Source organism: Streptomyces sp. 147326 (genome assembly GCF_045000215.1).
Taxonomy (GTDB): domain Bacteria; phylum Actinomycetota; class Actinomycetes; order Streptomycetales; family Streptomycetaceae; genus Streptomyces.
Genome location: NZ_CP134201.1, coordinates 971,545 through 996,736, shown reverse-complemented (window position 1 = coordinate 996,736; position 25,192 = coordinate 971,545). Strand labels below are relative to the sequence as shown.

Here is a 25,192-nt window from a genome sequence, read left to right as displayed (position 1 = left end):
CCGCGTGAACATGAACAGCCGACAGACCCGACGACGAGGTGCACACGAGCATGACCATCGGCACGGACAGTGACACGTGGTTCCGCAGGTACTGCGCGACGGCCACGCCCCGGCACCGCCTGGTGGTCCTGCCGCACGCGGGCGGCTCCGCCAGCTTCTTCCACCCCTGGGGCCGCTCTTTCGGCAGCGACACGGAAGTCCTGGTGGCGAAGTACCCGGGCCGGCACGAGCGACTGGCCGATCCCTTCATCCACACCATGGACGTGCTCGCCGACCAGGTCACCGCGGCGCTGCTGCCGTTCGCGGACGTACCCATGACGCTCTTCGGCCACAGCATGGGGGCTTCGCTGGCCTACGAGATGGCGCTGCGACTGGAGGAGCGGCACGGCGTCCTGCCGGCGGCCCTCCACGTGTCCAGCCGCGAGGCCCCGCACCGGGTGCTCCCCCGTGAGCGCTACCGGGAGGCGGACGCGGTGCTGATCGCCGAACTGCGCAGGCTCGGCGGGACCGACTCCGCTCTCCTGGACGACCCGGACGTCCAGGACTTCGTACTGCCGGTGCTCCGGGCGGACCTCACCATCGCGGACACCTATGGTCTGCGCCCCGCCACCCCGGTCGCTTGCCCCGTCCACGCCTGGATCGGCGACGCGGACCCGTCCACCTCGGCGGGGGAGATGAATGCCTGGGGAGATGTCGCGCCCCGCGGATTCCAGCTGCGGGTCCTGCCCGGCGGCCACTTCTACCTGGTCGAACAGCACGACGTGGTGGTGCGCGAGCTCTCGGATCAACTGGCCACCGCGGGCTGACCGGCCAGGAGCCTTGGGCGATGAGTTGCGTCCGTCGTCCGTCGTCCGTCGGGGTCGTCGCTGTCACGCCGCGTCGGCTCAGGCCTCCGGCTTGGCGTCGATTTCGGCGATCAGGCCCTCGATGAGGCCCCTGATCTCGTCGCGGATGGGGCGGACGGCTTCGACGCCCTGGCCGGCCGGGTCCTCGAGCTGCCAGTCGAGGTAGGTCTTGCCGGGGAAGTACGGGCAGGCGTCGCCGCAGCCCATCGTGATGATGTAGTCGGACGCCTGGGCGGCCTCGGGGGTGAGGACCTTGGGCTTCTGGTCGGAGATGTCGATGCCCAGCTCGGCCATGGCGGCGACGGCGGAGGGGTTGATCTGCGCGCCGGGCATGGAGCCTGCGGACCGGACCTCGACGCGGTCGCCCGCCAGGTGGCGCAGGAACCCGGCCGCCATCTGGGAGCGGCCCGCGTTGTGGACGCAGACGAACAGGACGGAGGCTGTGGGGGCGGAGGACATCTGTTCTTCCTTGGGGTGAGGCGACTGCGGTGGGCTGGTGTCAGTCTCAACTGATGTGAAAGTATCAGTCCATGATGACGTCAGTCGACACTGATCTGATCCGGGTTCTGGCCGACCCGCTCAGGCTCCGCATCGTGACCCTGCTCGCTCGCGAGACGCTCTGCACCACCCACCTCGTGGAAGAGACGGGCGCCAAGCAGACGAACCTCTCCAACCACATGAAGGTGCTGCGGGAGGCCGGGGTCGTGGACACGGAGCCATGCGGCAGGTTCATCTACTACCGCCTGCGCCCGGAAGTCATCGAGGTCCTCGCCGGTCAGTTCGCCGACCTCGCCCAGACGGCGCGGGCCACCGCCGAAGCGAACCTCAAGCGGTCCTGCCCGTAGTTTTTTCTCGCTCTGCCCCACCTGCCCGAGGAGAACCCGCCTTGACCGCCACCGAGCCCGTCGGCATCCCCATACCTGCCGGCGTGCCCCAGCCCGCACCCGGCGCGACCCCGCCCCGCACCCCGCTGATCGCGCGTGCCGCCGCCGAGCTGGTCGGCACCGCAGCCCTCGTCGCGGTCGTCGTCGGATCGGGCATCCAGGCCACGAAGCTCACCCAGGACGTGGCCCTGCAGCTGCTGGCCAACTCCACCGCCACGGTCTTCGGGCTCGGCGTCCTCATCGCGCTCCTCGGCCCGGTGTCGGGGGCGCACTTCAACCCGGCCGTGACGCTGGCCGAGTGGTGGACCGCCCGCCGCGGCGGCGCCGGCGTCAGCGCCCGCGGGGTGGCCGTCTACGTGCCCTCGCAGATCGTCGGCGCGATCGCGGGCGCGATCCTGGCGGACGCGATGTTCGGCGAGCCGCTGGTCAAATGGTCCACCCACGACCGCTCCGCCGGGAACCTCCTCCTCGGCGAGGTCGTGGCAACCGCGGGCCTGATCCTGCTGATCTTCGGCCTGGCCCGCACCGACCGCCTCCGCTTCGCCCCCGTCGCCGTGGCCTCCTACATCGGCGCCGCGTACTGGTTCACCTCCTCCACCTCGTTCGCCAATCCGGCGGTCACGATCGGCCGTGCCTTCACGGACACGTTCGCGGGCATCGCTCCGGCCTCGGTGCCCGGCTTCATCGGCATGCAGCTCGTCGGCGCCGTGGTGGGCCTGGCCCTGGTGGCGGTCATCTTCATGCGCGGCAAGACGGACACCCGGACGCCTGCGGCATGACGCGGCGCACGGGCGAGACGATTGACCTGCTCCTCTAGGGTGTGGCGCATGGAGTCCTACACCATTGGCCAGGCTGCCGACTTGCTGGGCGTGAGCATCGACACCGCCCGGCGCTGGGCGGACGCCGACCGGTTTCCCACCCGCCGTGAGGGCAAGCGGCGCATCGTCGACGGCCCCGATCTCGCCGCTTTCTGTGCCGAGTTCGCCCAAGAAGGCGCGGAGGACGAGGACGCTCCGTACACGTCGGCCCGGAACGCCTTCCCCGGCATCATCACCGGCATCAAGGTCGGCGATGTCGCCGCCCAGGTCGAGATCCAGGCCGGCCCGCACCGGGTGGTGTCCCTGCTGACTCGCGAGGCCGTCGAAGAACTCGGGATCGAGATCGGGATGCGGGCCACCGCACGGGTCAAGTCGACGAGCGTGCACATCGAACGCAGCTGACCCGTGGAGTGGGGGACAGGACTGGCCGGGCTGGCCGCAGGGCTGCTGATCGCCGTCGTCACCGCGCCGGTCGGCGTCTCGGGAGCAGTCTTCCTGCTGCCCGTGCAGCTGAGCGTGTTCGCAGTACCGAGCCCGGCGGTGACGCCGACCAATCTCCTCTACAACGTCGTCGCCGGCCCGGGCGCGCTCCTGCGCTACCGCCGCACCGGCGCGCTCCACGGTCCGCTGGTCCAGCAGCTGGTGCTCGGTACCCTGCCGGGGGTCGTCACCGGCGCTGTCATCCGCGTGTTCGCCCTACCGGGCCCGGCCGTCTTCAAGGCCTTGGTGGCCGTGTTCCTCCTGCCGCTGGGCGTGTGGCTGATCGCCCGGACGCTCCTGCCACCCCCGGACCCGGAACCGAAGCCCTCCGGTGGCGAGCCGTCGGCGCGTACGGTCACCGGCCTGGCCCTGGCCGTGGGGGTGGCCGGAGGGATCTACGGCATCGGCGGCGGCTCGCTCCTCGGCCCGATCCTCGTCGGACGCGGGATGCCGGTCGCCAAGGTCGCCCCGGCAGCCCTGGCGTCCACCTTCGCCACCTCCGTAGTCGGAGCGGCTACCTACGCACTGCTGTCGCTTGCCGACCCGGGCAACATCGCGCCCCACTGGTTCCTCGGCCTGGCCTGCGGCCTGGGCGGACTGATCGGCGGCTACCTCGGCGCCCGCCTTCAGCCCCACCTTCCGGAAAGGGCGCTGCGGTTGCTGCTCGGGACGCTGGCCGCAGGCGTCGGGGCCCTCTACGCAGTCGAGACGTTCAGCTGATCCGAAGGCGCCCAGGAGCTGACCTGCGACACCAAGCCGAGGGCGTTCGACGACTCTGGTGCAGGCGCAGAGGTCGGAGACCTTCGCGGCCGCGATCCAGCCGCGCACCTTGCCGTCGGCGTCGAGCCGGTAGATCGCCAGGGCCTCGTCCGGTGCACGCCGGTGAGTGGCGTGATCGTGATGGTCATGCAGTGGCCGCGCGGGTGAGGAGCTGGCCCATTGCAGCGAGGACGGACGGCTCGACCCGGTGATAGACCCAGGTCCCGCGCCGCTCGGAAGACAGCAGTCCGGCCTCGCGGAGCTTCTTCAGATGGTGGGAGACCGTCGGCTGGGAGACGCCGACGTCGGAGATGTCGCACACACAGGCCTCCCCGCCCTCATGGGACGCCACCAGGGAAAACAGCCGCAGCCGCACCGGGTCGCCGAGGGCCTTGAACATGACCGCGGTCCGCTCGGCTTCTTCGGCGGTCAGCGGACGCTCCGACAGCGGCGGGCAGCACGGTGCCACGGTTTCCGGCTGCAGCAGCGGCAACACCTTCGTAGTCATGCGTCCATCATCGCGGCAATTTCGATGGATGTCTATGTTGACGAACGTCGATGTCTGGTGTCACGCTGGAACCAGAACATCGACAACTGTCGAATCAAAGGGGAGCCCATCGTGAACGCATCCATCGAAGCCCTGCCCGTCGTCGTCATCGGGGCCGGACCCGCCGGACTCGCGGCCGCCGCCCACCTCGTCGACCGCGGCATCGAGCCCCTCGTCCTGGAGGCCGGCCCCGCCGCCGGATCCGCGGTCCGCGAGTGGTCGCACGTACGGCTCTTCTCGGCCTGGGGCGAGGTCGTCGACCCGGCCGCCGAGAAGCTCCTCGCCCCCACCGGCTGGGCCAAGCCCGATCCGGCCACCTACCCGTCGGGTGGGGACTGGGTCGGGCGTTACCTCCAGCCCCTCGCCGACGTCCTCGGCGAGCGGGTTCGCTACGGTGCGACCGTCACCGGGGTCTCCCGCGCCGGCCGCGACCGCATCGTCGACGCCGACCGCGAGGCCCAGCCCTTCGTCATCCAGTACGAGAGCGCCGACGGACGGGAACAGCGAGTCCTGGCGCGCGCCGTCATCGACGCCTCCGGCACCTGGTCCACTCCCGGCCCAGCCGGCGGCAGCGGCCTGCCCGCCCTCGGTGAGCAGGCGGCCCAGGACCGGATCTCCTACCGCGTCCCCGACCTCAAGGACCCGTCCGTCCGTGCGCGGTACGCCGGCAAGCGCACCGCCGTCATCGGCTCCGGCGCCTCGGCCTTCACCGCACTCGCCTACCTCGCCGACCTCGCCGAGGACGAGGGCGAGGAGCAGGGTGGGGGAACGCACGCGGTGTGGATCCTGCGCCGCGGCATTTCCGGCTCCACCTTCGGCGGCGGCGAAGCCGACCAGCTCCCCGCCCGCGGCGCCCTCGGCCTCGCCGCCAAGGCCGCTGTGGACGGCGGGTACGCGGACGCGGTCACCGGTTTCCGTACAGACGTCGTCGAACGCGACGGCGGCGGCGCCTTGTCCTCGTCGGCGAGGACGGCCGCCGCCTCGAACCGGTCGACGAGGTGATCGTCCTCACCGGCTTCCGCCCCGATCTCACCTTCCTCGACGAGCTCCGCCTCGCCCTCGACGAGCGCCTGCAGGCCCCGGTCGAGCTCGCCCCGCTGATCGACCCCAACCAGCACTCCTGCGGCACGGTCTACCCCCACGGCGTGAACGAGCTCTCCCACCCGGAGAAGGACGTCTACCTCGTCGGCATGAAGTCCTACGGCCGCGCCCCGACCTTCCTCGCCATGACCGGCTACGAGCAGGTCCGCTCCATCGCGGCCCACCTCGCCGGCGACCACGAGGCCGCCGAGCGCGTCGAACTCACCCTCCCCGAGACCGGAGTCTGCGGCGGAGCCGGTCTCTTCGACCAGCCCGAGGCCGCGGAGGAGGCCGGAGGCGGTTGCTGCGCAGCCCCGACGACCCTCACCATCGGCGCCCCGGCCCGTTCCGGCGGCTGCTGACCGGATTCACCGGGATCGACCGTTCTCGAGATGGTCGCCTACGACATCCTCGCGGACGCCCGCCGGCAGCGTCCGGCTTGGCTGATGTCTTCCATGTCCCTCGCAACGATGAGGCCGGGCCAGGGTGCGGGGATCCATTACCGGCGGTTTTTGGGATTCACGGCCTGGTGCCTGCAGTCGGCGAGGCGTGATCCCGGAAGGCCCGCGAGAGAATTCTGCGGGTGGCGCTTGCGGTGAAGTGAACCGGCTGAATTTCGTCTGGCCGGCCGTCATCCGTCGCGAACAGGTACGCAGGGCCCGGGCCGCGGCCCGGGCCGGAGGGCGCCGCCCGCCGACCCGGTGCCTCGGCCGCGTCAGGGGAATCCGGAGGCGGTCATTGCCGTCGGAAGCTGTCTCGTATGGTGGCTGTCACACGGCATATCGGGACATTCGGGAGGTTCTTCCCGGGGGGTTCCGGTCAGCCTCCCGGGTGGTCGCTGCGGGCTCGAGGGGGTGCGTGTCCTATGAAACTTCCTGGGAATGGGGCCGGGGCGTGATGCTGCTTGGCGGAAACTCCTTCCCTCGTGTCCGAAATCCTTTGGCGTGATTCTCTCGCGGTTCGGAGTTTCCCCGGCCGGATCGCGGGCAGTTCATGATCAGTTCTTTGTGGACAGCTTCGATTGACGACCCTAGGATCTGGCCTGGTCTGGCCGGAGATGGTCGAGAAAATAAATCGATGAAACTTTTACTTTCGGGGGATCTTGATATGCCCAGCCCCACCGTGTGGAATATCGTTTCGGATGCAGGATCCAGCGCCGGCACCGGCGCCGACACCGATATCGTGCTCGCGGCCGATTTCCCGGTGACGGGGAGGAACGAGGGGGGATTCGCCGATCTGGCGCCCGGTCTGAAGCTGGACTGCGACCTGTGGCAGACCGTCGCCCCGGTCCGCGATCCCGAGACCGACGCCCTGGACGACAGCTACCTGGAGCCCTGGCTCTCCGAGGTGGCCGCCTCCGGTCGCACGGTCCGCGCCGTGCTCGGCTACTGCGCGGGCTCCGTCTTCGCCGGCGTGCTCGCCGAGAAGATCGGCGCGCGGCAGGCGACCGCCCCCCGAGTGGTGCTGTTCGACCCCGAACTGGTCGACGTGCCCACCGTCCACCTCCAGTTCGGCCGGGTCGTCGGCAACATGACCACCGTGCTGACCCCGGAGGAGATAGCCGAGCTGTCCGGCGCCGCCGAGCGGCTCGCCGCGCGGCCCGACATCACCCCGGCCGCCTTCGCCGCCGGGCTGTACGCGGCCTTCCGCCCGATCGGCACCGCCGCGCTGCGCCGGGCCGGACTCGACGAGGACTACGCCGGCGAACTGGTCCGGCTGGTCGGCTCGTTCATGTCCTACCTCGCCACCGCCGCCGGTCTCGACCCGCGCCCCGGCTGGGAGGGGGCCACGGTCGTCACCTCCGCCAGTGTGACCAGCGGACTGAACCGCATGCGCACCACGCCCGGCGTCGCCCCCATCGAGGTCGCGGACGAGCGACGCTTCGAGGTCGAGCACCGGGACCTGCTGCGCACCCCCGCCATCGCCGAAGCCGTGGGCGGCGTCCTGGCAGGCAGCCCGGGGGAGCACGCGTGAGCGCCGGAACCACGGCCACCCCGGCCCAGGACGGCTCCGGTCCCGCGGCCGGGCGCGTACCGGCGAGCCGCAAGGAGACCACCCTCTGGCTCCTCGACGAGCTGGTTCCCGGCAGCGGCGCCAACAACCTGTCGCTGGCCCTGCGCGTACGGGGCCGCCTCGACGCCGCCGCCACCGCGCACGCCCTGCGGCTCCTGACGGAGCGCTTCGAGGTGCTGCGCACGGTCTACCACCGCGAGGGCGCCGAGCTGACCAAGGCCGTCGTGCCGTCCCTGGCCGTCGGGCTGGAGGAGGCGGAGCACCACGGTGGCCCGGAGGACGAACCGGCCGTCCTGACGGCCTTCGTGGCCCGCCCGTTCACCCCCGACGGCAGCCCCCTCTTACGCGCCCTGCTGCTGCACGGGCCGGACACCGACGTGCTGTGCCTGGCCCTCCACCACGCCGTGTCGGACGTGCAGTCGACGGCCATCCTGCGCGCCGAGTTCGCCACCCTCTACGAGGCGGTACTGGAGGGCGGCCACCCCGCCCCCGCCGAGGTGCCCGCCCTGCGCGAGCCCGCCCCGTCCCCCGAGAGCCGCGGCTACTGGCAGGAGCGCATGGCCGGCTTCCGCTCCTCGGGCCTGGAACTCCTCTGCGAACAGCGCGACCAGCCCGTCACCACCCTCCGGGGCGACGAGGTCACCCACGTCCTGTCGCCCGAGGCCCACCAGGTCGTACGCCGTCTCCAGCGCGAGCTGCGGGCGCCGGAGTCCGTCGTCCTCCTCACCGCCTACGCGGTCCTCCTCGCCGCGCACGGCGCCGGGCCCGACCTCACCATCGGCTCGCCGGTCAACACCCGCCCCCGCGAGGCGGTGGACGCGGTCGGCTACCACAGCAACCTCGTCGTCCTGCGCCTGCTGCTGGACCGTGACGCCACCTTCCGGGACCTCACGGCCCTGACCCGGCGGACGTTCATGGAGGCGATGGCGCACAAGGACGTACCGACCGACGACGTGCTCGACATGGTCGAACGCGACGGCTCCGGCTGGCGCAACGCGCTGTTCAAGCACGTCTTCAACTACGTCCCCTTCGCCGAGGACCAGCGCACCTTCACCCTCGCCGGCGCCGAGGCCGAACTCCTCGTCGTCGAGAACGGCTTCAGCCAGTTCGACCTCGAATTCTTCGTCTCGGCCAACCAGGAGACCGCCACGGTCCGCGCCGCGTTCTACACCGGGGTGCTGGACCGGCCGGACGTCGAACTGATGGTCCAGCGCTACGACGCCCTGCTGGTCGCGCTGGGTACCGGGGCGGACACCCCGATCGCCTCCCTGCCGTCCTGGTCGGCCCGCGACCACGCGGTCATCGACACCGCCAACGCCACGGACCGCGCGATCGGCCTGCCGTCGGTGCTCACCGGCTTCGCCCGCCGCGCCGCCGCCGACCCCACGGCCGTGGCCGTACGGGAGGGCGACCGCACGGCCACCTACGGCGCCCTGTGGTCCGCGGCCGTCGACACGGCCGCCCGGCTGGCCGAGGCCGGCGTACGCCCCGGCGACGTCGTCGCGCTCCTCCTGCCGCGCGGCGGCGCGCTGGCCGCCTCGGTGTTCGGCACCTGGCTCGCGGGCGCGGCCTACCTGCCGCTCGACCCGAACCACCCCGTGGAGCGCCTGACCTACCAGCTCGACGACACGCGGGCCCGCGTCGTCATCGTCGGCGCCGGGATCACCGCCCCGGACGGCCACGCCGCCGTGCCCGCCACCGAATGGGACCAGGTCCCCCCGGTGCCGGTGGACGAGGCGGCGGTGAAGGCCGACCCCGACGCCCTCGCGTACGTGATCCACACCTCCGGCTCGACCGGCAAGCCCAAGGGCATCCCGATCCGGCACGGCAGCCTCGTCAACCACATCGTCGACTACGCCGAACGCTTCGGCGTGGCCGGCTCCACGCGCCCCACCGGCTGGCTCAGCACGTACAGCTTCGACACCTCCTCGCTCGAACTGATGATGCCGCTGCTCCACGGCGGCCACACGGTGGTGCTCCCGGACGAGGCGCGCACGGACGGCACCCTGCTGGCGGCCGCCGTCACCGCCCACGACATCGGCCTGCTGCAGGCGACCCCCACGACGTGGCGGCTCGTCGCCCACGAGGCCGCGGAGGTGACGGCCGGACGCGTCCTCCTCACCGGCGGTGAACCCCTGCCGGCCGAACTGGCCACCCGGCTGCTCGACGCCGGCGCCGAACTGTGGAACGTCTACGGACCCACCGAGAGCACGATCTGGGCGACCGCCGGCCGCGTCCCGGCCGGCCACGGCGGAAGGGTGGACGTCGGTTCGCCCGTCGCCAACACCCGGATCTTCATCGCCGACCCGCACGGCAGGCCGCTCCCGGTGGGCCTGCGCGGAGAGCTGTGCGTCGCGGGCGTCGGCGTCGCCTCCGGCTACCACGAGCGGCCCGACCTGACCGCGGAACGCTTCGGGGAGAACGCCGAGTACGGGCGCTTCCACCGCTCGGGAGACGTGGCCCGCTGGCGGACCGACGGCAGGATCGACCTGTTCGGCCGGATGGACCGGCAGGTCAAGCTGCGCGGCAACCGCATCGAACCCGCCGAGATCGAGGCGGTCCTGCTCGCCCACCCGGACGTCGAGGCGGCGGCCGTGGTGGTCGTGGGCGATCCCGGGGCGGACGGTTACCTGGCCGCCTTCGTCCGCGTCCCGGGCCGCCCCGAGGCCGTGGACGAACTGTGGGACCACGCGCACGGGCAGCTCCCGCGCTCGGTCGTCCCGCACCGGTTCATCGCCGTCGACGCCTTCCCCCGTACCGGCAGCGACAAGGTCGACCACCTGGCCCTCGCCGAACAGGCGGCCCGGCACTCCGGCCCGGCCGTCGGCGGCCACGGCGGCGATGCCGGTGCCGGGGCCCAGGACGACCTGACGGCCACCGTCGTCGGCCTGTTCGCCGAACTGCTGGACCGCAGCGACCTCGATGCCGGCGCGCACTTCTTCGCCAACGGCGGGCACTCGCTGCTGGCCGTCGCCCTCGCCCAGCGGATCAAGGACATCACCGGTGTCCGGCTCGCGCTGACCGACGTGTTCGAGACCCCCACCCCCGCCGCCCTGGCCGACCGGCTGCGCCGGCTCGCCTGACGGAACCGAAAGAGACGCTCTCATGGAAATCCTCAAACTCGCCGTCAGCGGCTGGTTCGCCCGGGCCCTCGCGGTCGCCGCCCGACTGGAGATAGCCGACATCCTCGACGGCGGATCGATGACCTCGGCCGAACTCGCCGAGCGCACCGAGACCGACCCCGAGATCCTGCACCGCCTCCTCCAGATGCTCACCGTGCCGGGAGTGCTGGAGCGCGACGGGGAGAAGTTCCGGCTGACCGAGGCCTACGCGCCGCTGCGCGCGGACCACCCCTTCACCCAGCGCCACTTCGCCATCCTCGCCGCCGAGCTGTACGACGACGCGTTCGCCGGCCTGATGCACACCGTGAAGACGGGCAAGTCCGGCTTCCAGGAGGTGTTCGGGGAGTCCCTCTACGGTTACCTGGAGACCCACCCCGAGACGGCGGACCTGTTCGACAAGGGCATGGTCGACCTGGCGACGCCGGTGGCCCAGTGCCTGCTCGGCGTGCACGACTTCAGCGCCGTGAAGACGGTCGTCGACGTGGGCGGCGGGAGCGGCGGCCTGCTCCCCGGGCTGCTGGCCGCCCACCCGGACCTGCGCGGCACCGTCGCCGACCGGGCCAGCGTCTGCGCCAGGGGCCGCACGGCCCTGGAGCGGGTCGCGAAGCAGGACGTGCTCGACCGCATCGACTTCGCCCCGAGCGACTTCTTCGTCGGGCTCCCCGCCGGAGCCGACCGCTACCTGCTGAAGAACGTGCTGCACGACTGGACGTACGAGAACTGCGTCCGGATCCTGCGCACCGTCGCCACCGCCATGGCCGACAGCCCCGCGGACGCCCGGCTGCTCGTCGTGGAGCCGCTGGTGGAGAACGACATCGACGGCTGGCGGGCGATGTTCCAGGCCGTGGCCTGCGACGAGGGCACCACCGGGCTGGACGAGCCCGCCATGCGGCGCGCCCTCGAGGAGGCCGGCTTCGTCGTGGAGTCGGTCGGGCAACTGCCCACACAGCACAAGGTGTTCGAATCGTCCCTGCGTGTCTCCTGATGCTCACGCCGGTCTTCCTGTTCGCGGGGCAGGGCTCCCAGTACCACGGCATGGGCAAGTGGCTCTACGGGGCCGACGACGCCTTCCGTGAAGCCCTCGACTCCCTGGACGCTACGGTCCGCGAGGTGCGCGGCGATTCGGTGATCGAGGCGATCCACGGCGCCGGCCGCGGCCCCGAGCACCCGATGACGCGGTTCTCCCTCACCCAGCCGGCCATCTTCATGGTCGAGTACGCGCTGGCGCGGATGCTCCGGAGCCACGGGTTCGAACCCGGCGCGGTGCTCGGTGCCAGCCTCGGGGAGGTCGCGGCGGCGGCCGTCGCGGGCGCCGTCGACCCGGACGAGTGCCTGCGCTCCCTGCTGCGCCAGGTCGACGTGTTCGAGGCCGAGTGCCCGCGGGGCGGAATGCTCGCGGTCCTGGCCGACGCGGGACTCGCCGACCGCGACCCGGCCTTCGCGGGGGCGCACGTCGCCGCTGTGAACTCGCCGGAGAACTTCGTCCTGGCCGGCACCGCCGGGGTCCTGGACCGGATCGAACGGCACCTCCACGACACCGGCACGCTCTGCCAGCGGCTGCCCGTCCTGTTCCCCTTCCACTCGCCCCTGATCGACCCGGTCGAGGGCGTGTTCAAGGACCTGATCGGCGACCTGGCCATGAAGCCGGCCGCGATCCCGCTGATCTCCGGCACCACCGGCACGACCGTGCGGATACCCGACCCCGCACACCTGTGGCGGGTGCTCCGCGAACCCTTCGACCTGACCCGGGCGCTGGGCCCGCTCCTGGAACGGGACGACCTGCTCTTCCTCGACCTGGGACCCTCCGGCTCCATGGCCAACCTGGTGCGGGCCGCGCTGCCGGAGGGCAGCGGTTCCCGCGTGCTGCCCCTGCTGTCCCCGTACGCCCGCGACGAGGTGCTGTACCGGGCCGTCCTCGACGCCCGCCCCCGCCTCGCCGCCACCCCCGCAAGAATCGAGGTGAACCCCGTGAGCGCTCCCGCAGCGACCGCCGCGCACCGGTCCGCCGCCGCACCGACGCTCGACGTCCACGTCTTCCCCGGGCAGGGCGCGCAGGCCAAGGGCATGGGCCGGGAGGTGTTCGACCGCTTCCCCGACCTCGTCGCCCGCGCCGACGACGTCCTCGGCTACTCCGTCCGGGAACTGTGCCTGGAGGACCCGGGCCGCAACCTGCGCAACACCCGCTACACCCAGCCCGCGCTGTACGTGGTCAACTCCCTCACCTGGCTGGCGGCCGTGGGCGAGGGAGGCCGCCTGCCCGACTACGTCCTCGGGCACAGCCTGGGCGAGTTCTCCGCCCTGTTCGCCGCCGGCGTGTACGACTTCGAGACGGGCCTGCGCCTGGTCGCCGAGCGCGGCCGGCTCATGGGGCAGGTCACGGGCGGCACGATGGCCGCCGTCTCCTACGTCGACGCCGCGCTCGTGGAGCGGGTCCTGCGCGACGAGGGCCTCTCCGACCTCGACATCGCCAACTACAACGCGCCCACCCAGAGCGTGATCGCCGGTCCCGCGGACTCGGTCAACCGGGCGCTGCCCGCGCTGAAGGCGGCCGGGGCGCGGTGCGCGCCGCTGAACGTCAGCGCGCCCTTCCACAGCCGGTACATGGCCGCCGCCGCGGAGGAGTTCGGCCGGCTGCTGGACGCCACCGCCTTCGCGCCGCCGAAGATCCCGGTGATCGCCAACGTGGACGCACGGCCGTACGCGGCGGGAGAGGTGGCCGCCACCCTGCGACGGCAGATCGCCTCGCCGGTGCGCTGGACCGACAGCGTCCGGCTCCTGATGGGCCAGGGCGACTTCCGGGTGCGCGAGCTCGGTCCGGGGCAGGTGCTGACCAAGCTCATCGACCGGATCCGGAACGAGGCGACCCCCCTCCCCGCTGCGGAGTCCGCCGGGTCCGCCGCGCCCCGGCGGTCCGAGCCGGTCCGTACCGAGCCGGGCGGCACCGGGCGCGTACGTACCGAGCCCGTACCGGTCGCGCCCGTACGCCCAGCGACGGTCACGGCCCGGTCGCTCGGGTCGGAGGACTTCCGGCGGGACTACGGCGTCCGCCTCGCCTACGCCGCCGGAGGCATGCGGCAGGGGATCGGCTCCGTCGACCTGGTCGCCCGGATGGCCGGGGCCGGACTGCTCTCCTACTACGGAGCCTCGGGGCTCCCGGCCCGGGACGTGGCCTCGGCGGTCGCCACGATCCGCGCACGCGTCCCGGCCGGGGCGCCGTTCGGGGTCAACGTCACGCACGACCCCTTCGATCCCCGGGCCGAGTCCGAGCTGGTCGACGTACTGATCCGGGACGACGTCCGGTTCGTGGAGGCCTCCACCCACGTCGAGGCGACGCCCGCCCTCGTACGGCACCGGCTGACCGGCGCCCGGGTGCTGGCGGACGGCACCGTGCACGTGCCCCGCAAGATCCTCGCGAAGGTGACCCGGCCGGACGCCGCCCGGCTGTTCCTGGAGCCAGCGCCCGCCGCGCTGGTGAGCCGGCTGGTGGCGGAGGGGCTGCTCACCGCCGAGGAGGCCGAGGCGGGAGCACGCGTCGCGCTCGCCGACGACGTCTGCGCGGTGGGGGACGCCGGGGACCACTCCGACATGGCGACCCTGTGGGCGCTGCTGCCCGCCCTGCGCGGACTGCGCGCGGAGCTCGGCGCGGTGGCCGGAGCCGTGCGCATCGGGGCCGGGGGCGGCATCGGGGCCCCCGAGTCGGCGGCGGCCTCCTTCGTCCTGGGCGCCGACTTCGTCCTCACCGGCTCCATCAACGCGTGCACCGCCGAGAGCGGGACCAGCGCGGCGGCCAAGGACCTCCTCCAGGAGGCCGACGTCCACGACACCGCCTTCGCGCCCTACGGGGACCTCTTCGAACTGGGCGGCCGGGCGCGGGTGTTGCGCAAGGGCGTGCTGTTCCACGCCCGCGCGGGAAAGCTCCACGACCTGTGGCGCAACCACGACTCGTGGGAAGCGGTGCCCGCCGCGGTGCGCGCGAAGGTGGAGCGCGACTACCTGGGGGCCTCCTTCGAGGAGATCCTCGGCCGCCTCGGCGACTCCGCCGGGTCCGCCCTCGACCCCAAGCGGCGCATGGCGCTCGTCTTCCGCTGGTACTGCGCCCAGGCGGCCACCTGGGCGATCGAGGGCACGCCGGGCCGCGCCGCCGACTACCAGATCCCCTGCGGACCGGCCCTCGGCGCCTGCAACCGGTGGCTGGCCGGCACACCGCTGCACGCCTGGCGGGACCGGCACGCCGACGTGCTCGCCGATCGCCTGATGGCCGAGGCCGCCGAGGTCGTGGGCGGCGGGCTCCGCAGCCGCAGCTCCTGACCTTCGCAGGGGCGGCGCGACCACGCACACAGCCCCACCCGCACGACCGACATTCTCAGTAACGAGCGAGGCAGACCGCATGACCGAGACCCCCACCCCGGAACTCAGCACCGAATCCGACGACTTGGTGAGCGAGTTCGATCTGTCCGACCCGAAGTTCATCACCGACCCGAAGGCGGGGGAGCGCTGGCTCGGCGGCCCCCGGCCCGTCTGCCGCGGGAAGTTCGCCGACGGCAGCGACGTCTGGGTGGTCACCGGCCACCACGACGTCAAGACGGTGCTCGGCGAGCCGACCCTGCGCAGCCGCCCGCCGGGCGACTCCCACCGCGAGAGCATGCTCAGCCGGGGCATCCCCGAGGACATCGTCGACATGTTCGACTCCACCCTGCTGACCATGGACGGCGTGGACCACATGAGGGTCCGCCGCCTCGTCACCCGGGCCCTGTCCGCCCGGCGGATGCTGGCCCTGACCCCGGCCGTCGAACGCGTGGCGGAGCGCCTGCTGGACGGCCTCGCCGGCAAGTCCGAGCCCGACCTGATCGCGGACTACGCGCACCCGCTGGCCATCATCGTCATCTGCGAACTCCTCGGCGTCGACGAGGAGTACCGCGAGCAGTGGCGCGAGTGGAGCGAGACCCTCGCCCAGGCCCTGCGCCCGAACCCCGAGCAGTTCGCCCCGGCCGTACGGGGCATGGCCCGGGTGACCCGGGAACTGATCGCCGCCCGTCAGGCCGAGCCGCGCGACGACCTGATCTCCGAACTCGTGCAGGTCCACGAGGAGGACAGCGACCGGCTGACCGACGACGAGCTGACCGCCCTGGCGATGGTCCTCGTACAGGCGGGCCACGAGACCGTCCGCAACCTCGTCGCGCTCGGGGCCTTCACCCTGCTCCAGCATCCCGATCAGCTGGAACTGCTGAAGAACGACCCCTCCCTCGGCAGCCGGGCCGTCGCCGAACTGGTACGCCACACCGCGCCGGTGAAGCACACCTTCCGTCGCTTCGCCACCGAGTCCGTCGAGATCGGCGGAGTGAAGGTGCAGCCCGGAGAGGCCATCCAGGTGGTGCTGGCCGCCGCGAACCGGGACCCCGAGGTCTTCGAGGAGCCCGGACGCCTCGACGTCACCCGCGAGCAGAACCCGCACCTGGGCTTCGGCCGGGGTGCGCACTACTGCCTGGGCGCCAGCCTCGCCCTGATCGAGGGGGAAGTCGCCCTGACCGCACTGTTCAGGCGGTTCCCCGACCTGTCGCTGGCCGTCGACCCGCAGGAGATCGAGCCGCGCTACCTGCTCTCGATGCAGCGTCTTCCCGTCCGGCTGTCCCCGGAGAACGAGGTGTGATGACCGACGGCCTTCCCACGGTCCCGGGTCTGCCGATGACCCGGGGCCGGTGCCCCTTCGACCCCGCACCCGAGCTGGGCGTGCTCCGCGCCGACCACCCGGTCGCCCGCATGGAGTTCCCGGACGGGCACGTGGGCTGGCTGGTCACCGGCTACCCCCAGGTCCGCAGGCTGCTGGCCGACCCCCGGATGAGCTCCCGGGGCGACGCGCTGCGCGCGCCCATCCCGCTGCCCATGGCGACGGACCGCACCGAGCCGGCCCCGGGCATGTTCACGGCGATGGACCCGCCGGAGCACACCCGCTACCGGCGGGCGGTGGCCGCCTGGTTCTCGGCGCGCCGCACCCGCACCCTCGAGCCCCGGCTGACGGAGCTCGCCGGGAGCCACCTGGACGCCATGGCCGAAGGCAAGGGCGAGGGCCCGGTCGACCTGGTGACGGGGTTCGCGGAGCCCATGGCCGCATCGGCCATCTGCGAGCTGCTGGGCGTGCCCGTGTCGCAACGCCCGGCGTTCGCCCGGGCCATCAAGGCCCTCTTCGCGGTGCACTCCAGCGCGGAGGACGCCATCGCCGGCTGGCACACCATCACCGGCCTGCTGCGCGGCCTGGTCGAGGCGAAGCGCGCCGAACCGGCGGACGACCTCCTCGCCACCCTCGTCACCGACGGCCGGCTCACCGACGAGGAACTCGTCACGGTCGGCAGCGTGCTGCTGACCGCCGGATACGACACCAGCGCGAACATGATCGCCCTCGGCACCTTCGCCCTGCTGGAGCACCCCGAGCAGTCGGCCGCGCTGGCCGCCGACACCTCCCAGGCCGAGAGGGCGGTCGAAGAACTGCTGCGCTACCTGACGGTCGTCCACGCGGGCGGCATCCGCGCGGCGGGCGAGGACCTGGAGTTCGAAGGGCACCGGATGGCGGCCGGGGACGCGCTCTCGCTCTCCTTCGCGGCCGCCAACCGCGATCCGGTGCTCTGCGCCCGGCCGGACGCGCTCGACGTGACCCGCGAGCCCGTACCGCACCTCGCGTTCGGGCACGGCGTCCACCAGTGCGTGGGCCAGCAACTCGCCCGGCTGGAACTGCGGATCGCCTTCGAGGCCCTGTTCGGACGCTTCCCGGGGCTGCGCCTCGGCGTCCCCGCCGCCGAGGTCCGCACTCGCCCGGACATGATCATCTACGGCGTCCAAGAGCTACCGGTGACCTGGTGAACGGAGAGAACGTGCTGTACCGAGAGATGTTCAAGTCCAAGATCCACCGTGCGACGGTGACCCAGGCGGACCTGCACTACGTGGGCTCCGTCACCATCGACTCCACTCTGATGGCCGCCGCGAACCTGTTGCCCGGCGAGAAGGTCGACATCGTCGACATCGACAACGGGGCCCGCCTCAGCACCTACGTCATCGAGGGCGAGGCCGACAGCGGGGTCATCGGCATCAACGGCGCCGCGGCCCACCTCATCAACCCCGGCGACCTCGTCATCATCATCTCCTACGCCTCCATGAGCGAGGAGCACGCCCGCTCGTACGAACCGAGCGTGGTGTTCGTCGACGCCGGAAACCGACCCGTCACGACCGGCACCGACCCCGCCGACGTACCCGACGGATTCGGCCTGGTGCGCGGCGACACCGTCAGCGCCTGACCACCCACCCTGCTCACCGGAGACCCACATGAGTGCCACTCCTGACGTCATGACCGCCTTCACCAGCGGTCTCGCGGACATCAACCTCGACGAGTCCGGCACGGCCCGCCGCGGCGAGAACGCCGCCGGCATGAAGTCCGCCAGCGCCACCATCTACGACATGGCCGCCACGCTCTCCGGCCACGGGGCCCTGTGGAACTGGGGCATGCACGACCCCGCCCTCGTCGAGGAGATCCGCGCCCGCGTGCCCGGCTTCGGCGAGCCCTGGACCGACGGCTTCAGCGAGCAGCTCTACTTCCTCGCCCTGCGCGACCTCCCCATCGACCTCGACGACTACGCCGGACGCCACGTCCTGGAAGTCGGCTGCGGCATGGGGGAGGGCCTCAACCTCCTCTCCCGCATCGCCCCCGGCGCCCGCATGACCGGCCTGGACCTGTCACCGAAGGCCGTCGCACGGGCCACCGCCACCCTGTCCCGGGGCGACGCGCTCACCTTCGTCCACGGCGACGCGGAGGACCTGCCCTTCGAGGACGGCTCCGTGGACGTGCTCGTCAACATCGAGAGCTCGCACACCTACCCCGACCTCGGCAGGTTCCTCGCCGAGGCCGCACGCGTGCTGCGCCCCGGCGGCTTCCTCAGCCACATCGACGTCTACACCCGCCAGCGCACGGAGACCATGCGGCGCACGGCGGAGGAGACCGAGGGCCTGGAATGGACGGCCGACCACGACATCTCGGACCGGGTCCGCGCGGCCGTCCGCCGCCGTATGGCGCCCGGCAGCCACTTCCGCACCACCCTCGGCAAGCAGCGGATGAACCCGCTGGTGCGCCAGGTCGCCGCGCACAGCCAGATCCTGATGTTCGGCGGCATGTTCGCGGGCTACCAGCCGCCGCCCGCCATCAAGGCGCTCAGCAAGCTGGGCATCGTGCCGTGGATGAGCGGCCTGCCGATGGAGAGCTACCGCCACCGGATCGCCGTCCGCCGATGACCCGCCGCCCGGGCCGAAACCGAAAGGGGGAAGCATGAGTGCGCAGCTGTTCGCCGTCGCCGCCGACAGCGAGGACCTGCTCCAGGTCCTGCTGTACGCCCACATCGACAGGATCCGTGCCGGACGCGAACTGCCCTCGCTCGCCCGGTACTGCCACGAGGCGGCGACGGGCACGGCCGGCGCCCACCGGCTCGCCTTCCCCGTCGACTCGTACGACGACCTGCGCACGCAGCTCGAAGAGGCCTGCGCGGGCGAGGTGGGACGGGTCCCGGCAGAGGTCACGGCCCGGCGCCCCGGGCTGGTGTTCGTCTTCGCCGGGCAGGGCGCCCAGTGGTACGGGATGGGCCGCGAACTCCTCCTTCGGCAGCCGGTGTTCCGCGAGGCGATGCACCACTGCGACCGGCTGGTACGCGAGTTCGCCGGCTTCTCCGTCGTCGAGCAGCTGAGGCTGCCGGCCGAGGAGGCCCGGCTGGACGAACTGGACGTCCTCCAGCCGACGATGGTCTCCTTGCAGATCGCCCTGACGGCGCTCTGGCGCAGCTGGGGCATCACGCCCGACGCGGTCGTCGGGCACAGCATGGGGGAGATCGCAGCCGCCCACACGGCCGGCGGACTGACCCTGCGCGAAGCCTTGACGGTCGCCTGCCGGCGCAGCGCGCTGCTGCGCCGGATCTCCGGCAAGGGGGCGCTGGCCACGACGGAACTCTCACCCGCAGAGGCGCGGGCGGTCGCCGAGGCGAGCGGCGGCGGGATCAGCGTGGCGGGGGAGAACAGCCCCCGCTCCACGGTCCTGGCGGGGGACTCGCACTCGCTCGCCGCACTCGTGGGCGAACTGGAGGCGCGGGACGTCTACTGCCGGGTGATCAAGGGGACGGTCGCCTCGCACAGCCACTACGTGGAGGAGCTGCGCGAGGACCTGCACGCCGCCCTGCGCACCCTGGAGCCGGCCCCCACCCGCCTGCCGATGTACTCGACCGTGACGGCCGAGCCGGTGCGGGGCGCCGGGCTCGGGGCCGCGTACTGGATGCGCAACCTGCGGGAACCGGTCCGCTTCGCCGCCGCGGTGGAGCATCTGAGCACCGCGGGACACGAGGTGTTCCTCGAGGTCAGCGCCCATCCGGTACTGCTGAGCCCGGTGCGCCAGACCCTCGAACACGGCGAACGGCAGGGATGGCTGCTGCCCTCCGGCAGGCGGCGGGCCGAGGTCCGCTCCATGCTCGCCTCGCTCGGGACCCTGTACGCCTGCGGGCGGGAGCCGAACTGGGCCGCGCTGATCCCGCAGGAGCGGGCGAGCTCCCTCACCCCGTACCAGGCCGCCGTGCTGGAGGCGGTACGCCGGCCCCGGCCGGCACCCGTGGCGGCGGGCCGGGCCGCCCCCGCATAGCGGAGACGAGCGAGCCGAGGGGCCCCCGTCCGGCCGGACGGGGGCCCCTCGGCGTCAGGCGGCGCCGACCGGAGCGGCGGTGAGGCCGTACAGCCCCGACTCCCGGCGCAGCACCCCGAGGTCGACGAGGGCCCGGCGCAGTGACACGGCGTCCAGGACACCGCTCTCGCACCACGGCTCCAGACGCTCCGTCACCGTGCGCTCGTCGTACTCCTCGCCCGGGGCGAAGGTGGCCTCCCCCACGTGGCGCAGCACCGTGCGCCGCGCCTCGTGGTCGGCCTCCTCGGGCAGACCCACCAGCACCCGGTCGCGTACGAAGCCGCGCAGCCGGGCGTCGGGCTGCTCGGCGGCGGCCTCCTCCTCCCGGCGGCGGGCGGCGGTCCGCGCCGCCTCCTCCAGGGCGCCTTCGTTGACGACGAGCCGGCCGCGCCCCTCGGGCACGAGCAGACCCGTCCGGGTCAGCTGCCCGATGGCCTTGGCCGCCACCGGGGTGTCGAGCCCCGCGGCCGTGAGGATCTCGGACGAGGTGGACGAGCCGAGCGCGACCGCGGAGAAGACGCGGCGCAGCGTCGGGTCGGACAGCACGAGGGTGAATTCATCAGGTGTCATCAGAGTGTTCCGCGTTCCTGCCGGTGCGGGCCGGTGCGGCGCCCGGGCGCCGCACCGGCCGGGACCTTCGGGTCAGCGCCCCTTCCGCTTGATCTTGATGCTGGCCAGGTCGGTGGAGACCGACTTGAGGTCGAGGCATCCGGCGCCGAGCTTGGCGACGGCCGCCACGGCGAGCTCCTCGGCCTGCGCCAGGACGAGTTCCTCGGTGTCGTCGTCGGTCGCGGGGATCAGCACGCGGAAGGTGAACCCGTGCAGTCCGCGCTCGTAGTTCACCGTGCCCTCCTCGGTGAACCGGGCGCTGAGCACGCCGTGGTCGTCGACCTGGGCGAGCAGCGACGCGCGCTGCTCCTCGTCGAGGGGCGCGAACTTGCCCCGGGTGAGGACCTGGTAGGTCGTACTGCTGCTCATGATGGGAGGTCTCCCGATCTGGTTCTGGGGTTCGACTGGTCGTCAGAGGCGCGGCGCACTAGGCCATTTCCTCCCGCCGGACCCGGTGGTGCGGCAGGAGCAGCACGAGGGCGGTGACCGGGACGAGGCCACCGGCCGCCCAGTACAGCGTCTCGCTGTAGGTGGACACGAACGTCTTCGCGCGGATCTCTCCGAGCGCGCCGTTGATCGTATCCCGGGTGCCGTCGTCGGCGCCCTGCACCAGGGTGGAGCACGTGTCCGGAACCTTGGCCAGGTCGTCCTGGCCGAGTGCCTCGGTCGCGCAGTCCTGGAGGTCCGCGGCCTGCTGGGGCGACACCGACTGCACGGTGGGGGCGACCCGTTCGGCCTGCGGTCCGGCGTTGCCCGCGAGCGCCGCGAAGAAGAGGCTGCCGATGACTGCCACGCCGAGCGCGGCACCGAGCTGGCCGGTGGCGTTGATGATGCCGGAGGCGGCGCCGGCCTCCTGCGGCTGGACCTCCCTGAGGACCAGCGCCGTCAGCGGGGGCATGAGCAGACCCATGCCGGAGCCGATCAGGAGCATCGACGGGATCGCGTGCCAGGAGGTGATGTCCGTACCGAAGTGGTCGGCGGCCCAGGCGTAGGAGACGATGCCCGCGAACATCAGGACGGCCCCCGCGAGCAGGCAGTAACGGCCGTAGAGCGGGGAGAACTTGCGGACGGCGAGACCACCGACGACCGGCACGCACAGGGAGAACGGGATCGCCGTCAGACCCGTGTGCAGGGCCGACCAGCCGAGGCCGGCCTGGAGGTAGAGGGTCCAGCTGAGGAAGAAGCCGGCGGGGATGGCGCTGAAGAGGAGCTGCACGCCGATGCCGGCGCCGAACGCGCGGACCTTGAACAGGGACAGCGTCACCAGGGGCGAGCCGTCCTTGCGGGTCTTGTGGCGTTCGTAGACCACGAACAGCACGAGGACGGGGGCGGCGGCGACGAGCGAGACGATGCTCCAGAGCGGCCAGTCGAGTTCGCGGCCGAGGGTCAGCGGCACCATGAGCAGCAGCAGTCCGAGGATCACCAGCAGCATGCCGATCATGTCCAGGCGCTTCGCGTGGGGGGAGCTCGACTCCCGCATCCACTTCGCGGCGCCGATCAGAGCCACCACGCCGACCGGCAGGTTCACCACGAAGATGCTGCGCCAGCCGAGGTCCAGCGGGCTCCAGCTGATCAGGGCGCCGCCGATGAGGGGACCGGAGACGATGGCCAGGCCGACCATGCTCGCGTAGAGGCTGACGACGCGGCCGATCTCCTGGGGAGCGAAGGAGACGTGGATGAGCGCGAGCACCTGGGGCACCATGATCGCGGCGGTGAGCCCCTGGAGCGCACGGGCGACGACGAGTAATTCGGTGGTGGGCGCGGCGGCGCACAGGGCGGACGCGAGGACGAAGCCGCTGACGCCGAGGAGGAACATCCGCTTGCGGCCGAAGATGTCACCGAGCCGGCCGCCGGTGATCAGCAGGACCGCGAAGCTCAGGGTGTAGCCGGCCGTCATCGCCTGGATGGCGACGGTCGAGGCGCCGAGGTCGCGTTGGATGCTCGGGATCGCCACGGTGATGATGTTGGCGTCGAGCAGGTCCATGAAGGTGGCGACCAGCAGGACGGTCAGCGCGAGCCACCGCTTCGGGTCGGGCTCGGGCGCGTCGGGGGTGGCAGGTGGGCCGGCGTTCGCCGGCTTTTCTGCCTGCCCTGCCTTGTTCATGGGTTCTTCTCCAGGTTCTCGATCGGGGGTTCGGTGGTGGGTGCCGTGGTGGGTGCCGCGGTGGGTTCGGCAGCGGTTGCGGTGCTGCGGGCGAGTGCGGTCCAGGACTTCATCAGGAGCTCCACCACGTCCACGACGGAGTCCATGCCGCTGTCGGCGGGGGAGAGCACGCGCTGGATGGACAGTCCGTCGTTCAGCGCGTGCACGATCAGGGCCAGCAGCTCCACGGGAGCCGGCGTGCTCACGCCGCGCGCGGTGAAGCCCTGCTCCAGCGACTGGGCGATCGCCTCCCGGGAGCGGCGCTCGCGGTCCGCCAGTACGGGCAGCAGTTCCGGGTCGCGCAGTCCGTAGAGCCAGAGTTCGGTGCGCAGGGCGAGCCAGCTGGCGAGGTTCTCGTCGCGCCGGCGGTGCCAGGAGCGGAGGTGGTCGAGCATCTCCTCGAAGGTGGCCGCCTGGCGGCTCATCGCCTGGATCTCTTCCAGCTCGTGCTGGGTCCGCTGTTCGAGCAGGGCGAGGACGAGCTCGTGCTTGCCCTCGAAGTTGCCGTAGAAGGCGCCGCGGGTGTATCCGGCGGCCTCGACGATCTGCTCCACCGAGGTGCCGCTGACCCCCTGGCCGGCGAAGAGCGCTGCCGCCGACTGAAGGATCTGCTCGCGGGTGACCTGCCGGCTCTGCTGCCGGGTGAGTCGCTTGGTGATGGTGATCGCCTCCTTGACGCGCTTCCCAGATACGAGACTGTATCCCAATACGGAGCTGTATCTGAAACGCATTCAGGGAGGGCGGCCGCGCCGCGGGGCGACACGCATGCGAACGGGCTGCCACCGGTGCCCGAAGGCGTGGTGGCAGCCCGTGGCCGAGCCGCAGGATCAGGCGGACGGCGGCGCCGGGACCCGGAAGCGGTTGATGGCGTCGAGGTGTTGGGCGCGCAGTTCCAGGTCGCGGACGCCGAGGCCCTCCTCGGGGGCCAGTGCGAGGACCCCCACCTTGCCGTGGTGCAGGTTGCGGTGGACGTCGTACAGGGCCTGGCCCGTGTCCTCCAGCGCGTAGACCCTCGACAGTGTGGGGTGGATCCTGCCCTTGGAGATCAGCCGGTTCGACTCCCAGGACTCCCGGTAGTTCGCGAAGTGGGAGCCGACGATCTTCTTCAGGGACATCCACAGGTAGCGGTTGTCGTACTCGTGGTGGTAGCCGGAGGTCGAGGCGCAGGTGACGATCGTGCCGCCCTTGCGGGTGACGTACACGCTCGCGCCGAAGGTCTCGCGGCCCGGGTGCTCGAAGACGATGTCCACGTCCTCGCCACCGGTGAGCTCGCGGATGCGCTTGCCGAAGCGCTTCCACTCCTTGGGGTCCTGGGTGTGCTCGTCCTTCCAGAACCGGTAGTCCTCGGCGCTGCGGTCGATGACCGCGGTCGCGCCCATCGCCCGGCAGATGCCGGCCTTCTGCGCGCTGGAGACCACGCAGACCGGGTTGGCGCCGCCGGCGAGGGCGAACTGGGTGGCGTACGAGCCGAGCCCGCCGCCGGCACCCCAGATCAGGACGTTGTCGCCCTGCTTCATGCCGGCGCCGTTGCGGGAGACCAGCTGGCGGTAGGCGGTGGAGGCGACCAGCCCCGGGGCAGCGGCCTCCTCCCAGCTCAGATGCCGGGGTTTGGGCATCAACTGGGTGGACTTCACCAGGGCGATCTCCGCCAGGCCGCCGAAGTTCGTCTCGTAGCCCCAGATGCGCTGCTCCGGGTCGAGCATCGCGTCGTCGTGGCCGTCCGGCGCCTCCAGTTCGACCGAGAGGCAGTGCGCGACGACCTCGTCACCGGGCTTCCAGGCGTGGACGCCCGGGCCCGTGCGCAGGACGACACCCGCGAGGTCGGAGCCTATGACGTGGTACGGCAGGTCGTGGCGCTTGGTGAGCTCGCTGAGCCTGCCGTAGCGCTCCAGGAAACCGAAGGTCGGCAGCGGTTCGAAGAGGGACGACCAGACGGTGTTGTAGTTGACCGAGGAGGCCATGACGGCCACCAGGGCCTCACCCGGGCCGAGTTCGGGCACCGGAACCTCGTCCAGGTGCACCGACTTGCGCGGGTCCTTGTCGGGGGTGGCGAGCCCCGCGAACAGGTCCGTCTCGTCCTTGTGCAAGGTGACGGCCCGGTACGCCTCGGGGAGGGCGAGCGCGGCGAAGTCCTCCCGCACCGCTTGCCCGCTCACGACGGCATCGATGATGTCCTGCATGTGGTGTCCTCGGTACGG

The 25,192-nt window shown here is 72.0% G+C and carries 21 protein-coding genes and 1 pseudogene; 15 read left to right on the top strand and 7 right to left on the bottom strand.

All coding sequences use genetic code 11. The features are described 5' to 3' along the window. The first annotated feature begins 50 nt into the window (after positions 1–50). Positions 51–806 carry a thioesterase II family protein gene (locus tag RIU97_RS04550; RefSeq protein ID WP_404953466.1) on the top strand — a complete coding sequence of 252 codons (756 nt, stop codon included), beginning with the start codon at positions 51–53 and terminating at the stop codon, positions 804–806. A gap of 78 nt (positions 807–884) precedes the next feature. Here the strand turns inward: RIU97_RS04550 and RIU97_RS04545 are convergent, their stop codons facing one another. Beyond that, a complete protein-coding gene (locus RIU97_RS04545; RefSeq protein WP_404953465.1) occupies positions 885–1,304 on the bottom strand; it encodes an arsenate reductase ArsC in 420 nt (139 codons plus the stop codon). A gap of 71 nt (positions 1,305–1,375) precedes the next feature. Between RIU97_RS04545 and RIU97_RS04540 the strand changes: the two genes are divergently transcribed. The 4 genes from RIU97_RS04540 to RIU97_RS04525 are packed head-to-tail and all read left to right on the top strand — an operon-like array spanning position 1,376 to position 3,747. Beyond that, positions 1,376–1,690, top strand: a complete 315-nt coding sequence (locus tag RIU97_RS04540; RefSeq protein ID WP_404953464.1) for an ArsR/SmtB family transcription factor — start codon at positions 1,376–1,378, stop codon at positions 1,688–1,690. A 41-nt stretch (positions 1,691–1,731) separates the two neighbouring features. After that, positions 1,732–2,508 carry an aquaporin gene (locus RIU97_RS04535; RefSeq protein WP_404953463.1) on the top strand — a complete coding sequence of 259 codons (777 nt, stop codon included), beginning with the start codon at positions 1,732–1,734 and terminating at the stop codon, positions 2,506–2,508. Positions 2,509–2,556: 48 nt separating this feature from the next. Beyond that, positions 2,557–2,949 carry a molybdopterin-binding protein gene (locus RIU97_RS04530; protein ID WP_404953462.1) on the top strand — a complete coding sequence of 131 codons (393 nt, stop codon included), beginning with the start codon at positions 2,557–2,559 and terminating at the stop codon, positions 2,947–2,949. Positions 2,950–2,952: 3 nt separating this feature from the next. Next, positions 2,953–3,747 (top strand): TSUP family transporter, encoded by a 795-nt coding sequence (locus RIU97_RS04525; protein ID WP_404953461.1) that lies wholly within the window; start codon positions 2,953–2,955, stop codon positions 3,745–3,747. A 184-nt stretch (positions 3,748–3,931) separates the two neighbouring features. Here the strand turns inward: RIU97_RS04525 and RIU97_RS04520 are convergent, their stop codons facing one another. Continuing rightward, positions 3,932–4,294 (bottom strand): metalloregulator ArsR/SmtB family transcription factor, encoded by a 363-nt coding sequence (locus RIU97_RS04520; protein ID WP_404953460.1) that lies wholly within the window; start codon positions 4,292–4,294, stop codon positions 3,932–3,934. 111 nt (positions 4,295–4,405) lie between these two features. Between RIU97_RS04520 and RIU97_RS04515 the strand changes: the two are divergent. The 10 genes and pseudogenes from RIU97_RS04515 to RIU97_RS04470 all read left to right on the top strand — a co-directional run bounded on the left by RIU97_RS04515 (position 4,406) and on the right by RIU97_RS04470 (position 20,203). Further along, positions 4,406–5,775 (top strand): annotated as a pseudogene (locus RIU97_RS04515) (NAD(P)-binding domain-containing protein). Between the two features lie 745 nt (positions 5,776–6,520). Next, positions 6,521–7,387 (top strand): hypothetical protein, encoded by an 867-nt coding sequence (locus RIU97_RS04510; protein WP_404953459.1) that lies wholly within the window; start codon positions 6,521–6,523, stop codon positions 7,385–7,387. Next, positions 7,384–10,509 (top strand): non-ribosomal peptide synthetase, encoded by a 3,126-nt coding sequence (locus tag RIU97_RS04505; RefSeq protein WP_404953458.1) that lies wholly within the window; start codon positions 7,384–7,386, stop codon positions 10,507–10,509. The genes RIU97_RS04510 and RIU97_RS04505 overlap by 4 nt, the downstream gene beginning before the upstream one ends. A gap of 22 nt (positions 10,510–10,531) precedes the next feature. Further along, entirely contained in the window at positions 10,532–11,533 is a 1,002-nt protein-coding gene (locus tag RIU97_RS04500; RefSeq protein WP_404953457.1) for a methyltransferase, read from the top strand. Further along, entirely contained in the window at positions 11,533–14,856 is a 3,324-nt protein-coding gene (fabD, locus tag RIU97_RS04495) for an ACP S-malonyltransferase (protein ID WP_404953456.1), read from the top strand. Before RIU97_RS04500 ends, fabD begins: the two co-directional genes overlap by 1 nt. A gap of 79 nt (positions 14,857–14,935) precedes the next feature. Then, positions 14,936–16,195 (top strand): cytochrome P450, encoded by a 1,260-nt coding sequence (locus RIU97_RS04490; RefSeq protein WP_404953455.1) that lies wholly within the window; start codon positions 14,936–14,938, stop codon positions 16,193–16,195. Next, positions 16,195–17,400, top strand: a complete 1,206-nt coding sequence (locus RIU97_RS04485; protein ID WP_404953454.1) for a cytochrome P450 — start codon at positions 16,195–16,197, stop codon at positions 17,398–17,400. Before RIU97_RS04490 ends, RIU97_RS04485 begins: the two co-directional genes overlap by 1 nt. 14 nt (positions 17,401–17,414) lie before the next feature. After that, positions 17,415–17,831: an aspartate 1-decarboxylase gene (gene panD, locus RIU97_RS04480; protein ID WP_404962753.1), complete on the top strand. Its 417-nt coding sequence runs from the start codon at positions 17,415–17,417 to the stop codon at positions 17,829–17,831. Positions 17,832–17,859: 28 nt separating this feature from the next. Beyond that, positions 17,860–18,819 (top strand): class I SAM-dependent methyltransferase, encoded by a 960-nt coding sequence (locus RIU97_RS04475; RefSeq protein ID WP_404953453.1) that lies wholly within the window; start codon positions 17,860–17,862, stop codon positions 18,817–18,819. Positions 18,820–18,853: 34 nt separating this feature from the next. Then, positions 18,854–20,203, top strand: a complete 1,350-nt coding sequence (locus RIU97_RS04470; protein WP_404953452.1) for an acyltransferase domain-containing protein — start codon at positions 18,854–18,856, stop codon at positions 20,201–20,203. Between the two features lie 54 nt (positions 20,204–20,257). Here RIU97_RS04470 and RIU97_RS04465 read toward each other — a convergent pair whose 3' ends face one another. The 5 genes from RIU97_RS04465 to ccrA all read right to left on the bottom strand — a co-directional run bounded on the left by RIU97_RS04465 (position 20,258) and on the right by ccrA (position 25,174). Then, a complete protein-coding gene (locus RIU97_RS04465) occupies positions 20,258–20,812 on the bottom strand; it encodes a DUF2087 domain-containing protein (protein ID WP_404953451.1) in 555 nt (184 codons plus the stop codon). Positions 20,813–20,884: 72 nt separating this feature from the next. Further along, on the bottom strand, positions 20,885–21,220 hold the full coding sequence (locus RIU97_RS04460) for a DUF6204 family protein (protein ID WP_327418669.1): 336 nt from the start codon (positions 21,218–21,220) through the stop codon (positions 20,885–20,887). Positions 21,221–21,278: 58 nt separating this feature from the next. Beyond that, positions 21,279–22,955, bottom strand: coding sequence for a factumycin efflux MFS transporter FacT (facT, locus tag RIU97_RS04455; RefSeq protein ID WP_404953450.1), 1,677 nt, complete (start codon positions 22,953–22,955; stop codon positions 21,279–21,281). Next, complete coding sequence (locus tag RIU97_RS04450; protein WP_404953449.1) at positions 22,952–23,701, bottom strand: TetR/AcrR family transcriptional regulator; 750 nt, start codon at positions 23,699–23,701, stop codon at positions 22,952–22,954. Before RIU97_RS04450 ends, facT begins: the two co-directional genes overlap by 4 nt. A 120-nt stretch (positions 23,702–23,821) precedes the next feature. After that, positions 23,822–25,174: a crotonyl-CoA carboxylase/reductase gene (ccrA, locus tag RIU97_RS04445; protein WP_404953448.1), complete on the bottom strand. Its 1,353-nt coding sequence runs from the start codon at positions 25,172–25,174 to the stop codon at positions 23,822–23,824. Positions 25,175–25,192 lie beyond the last annotated feature (18 nt).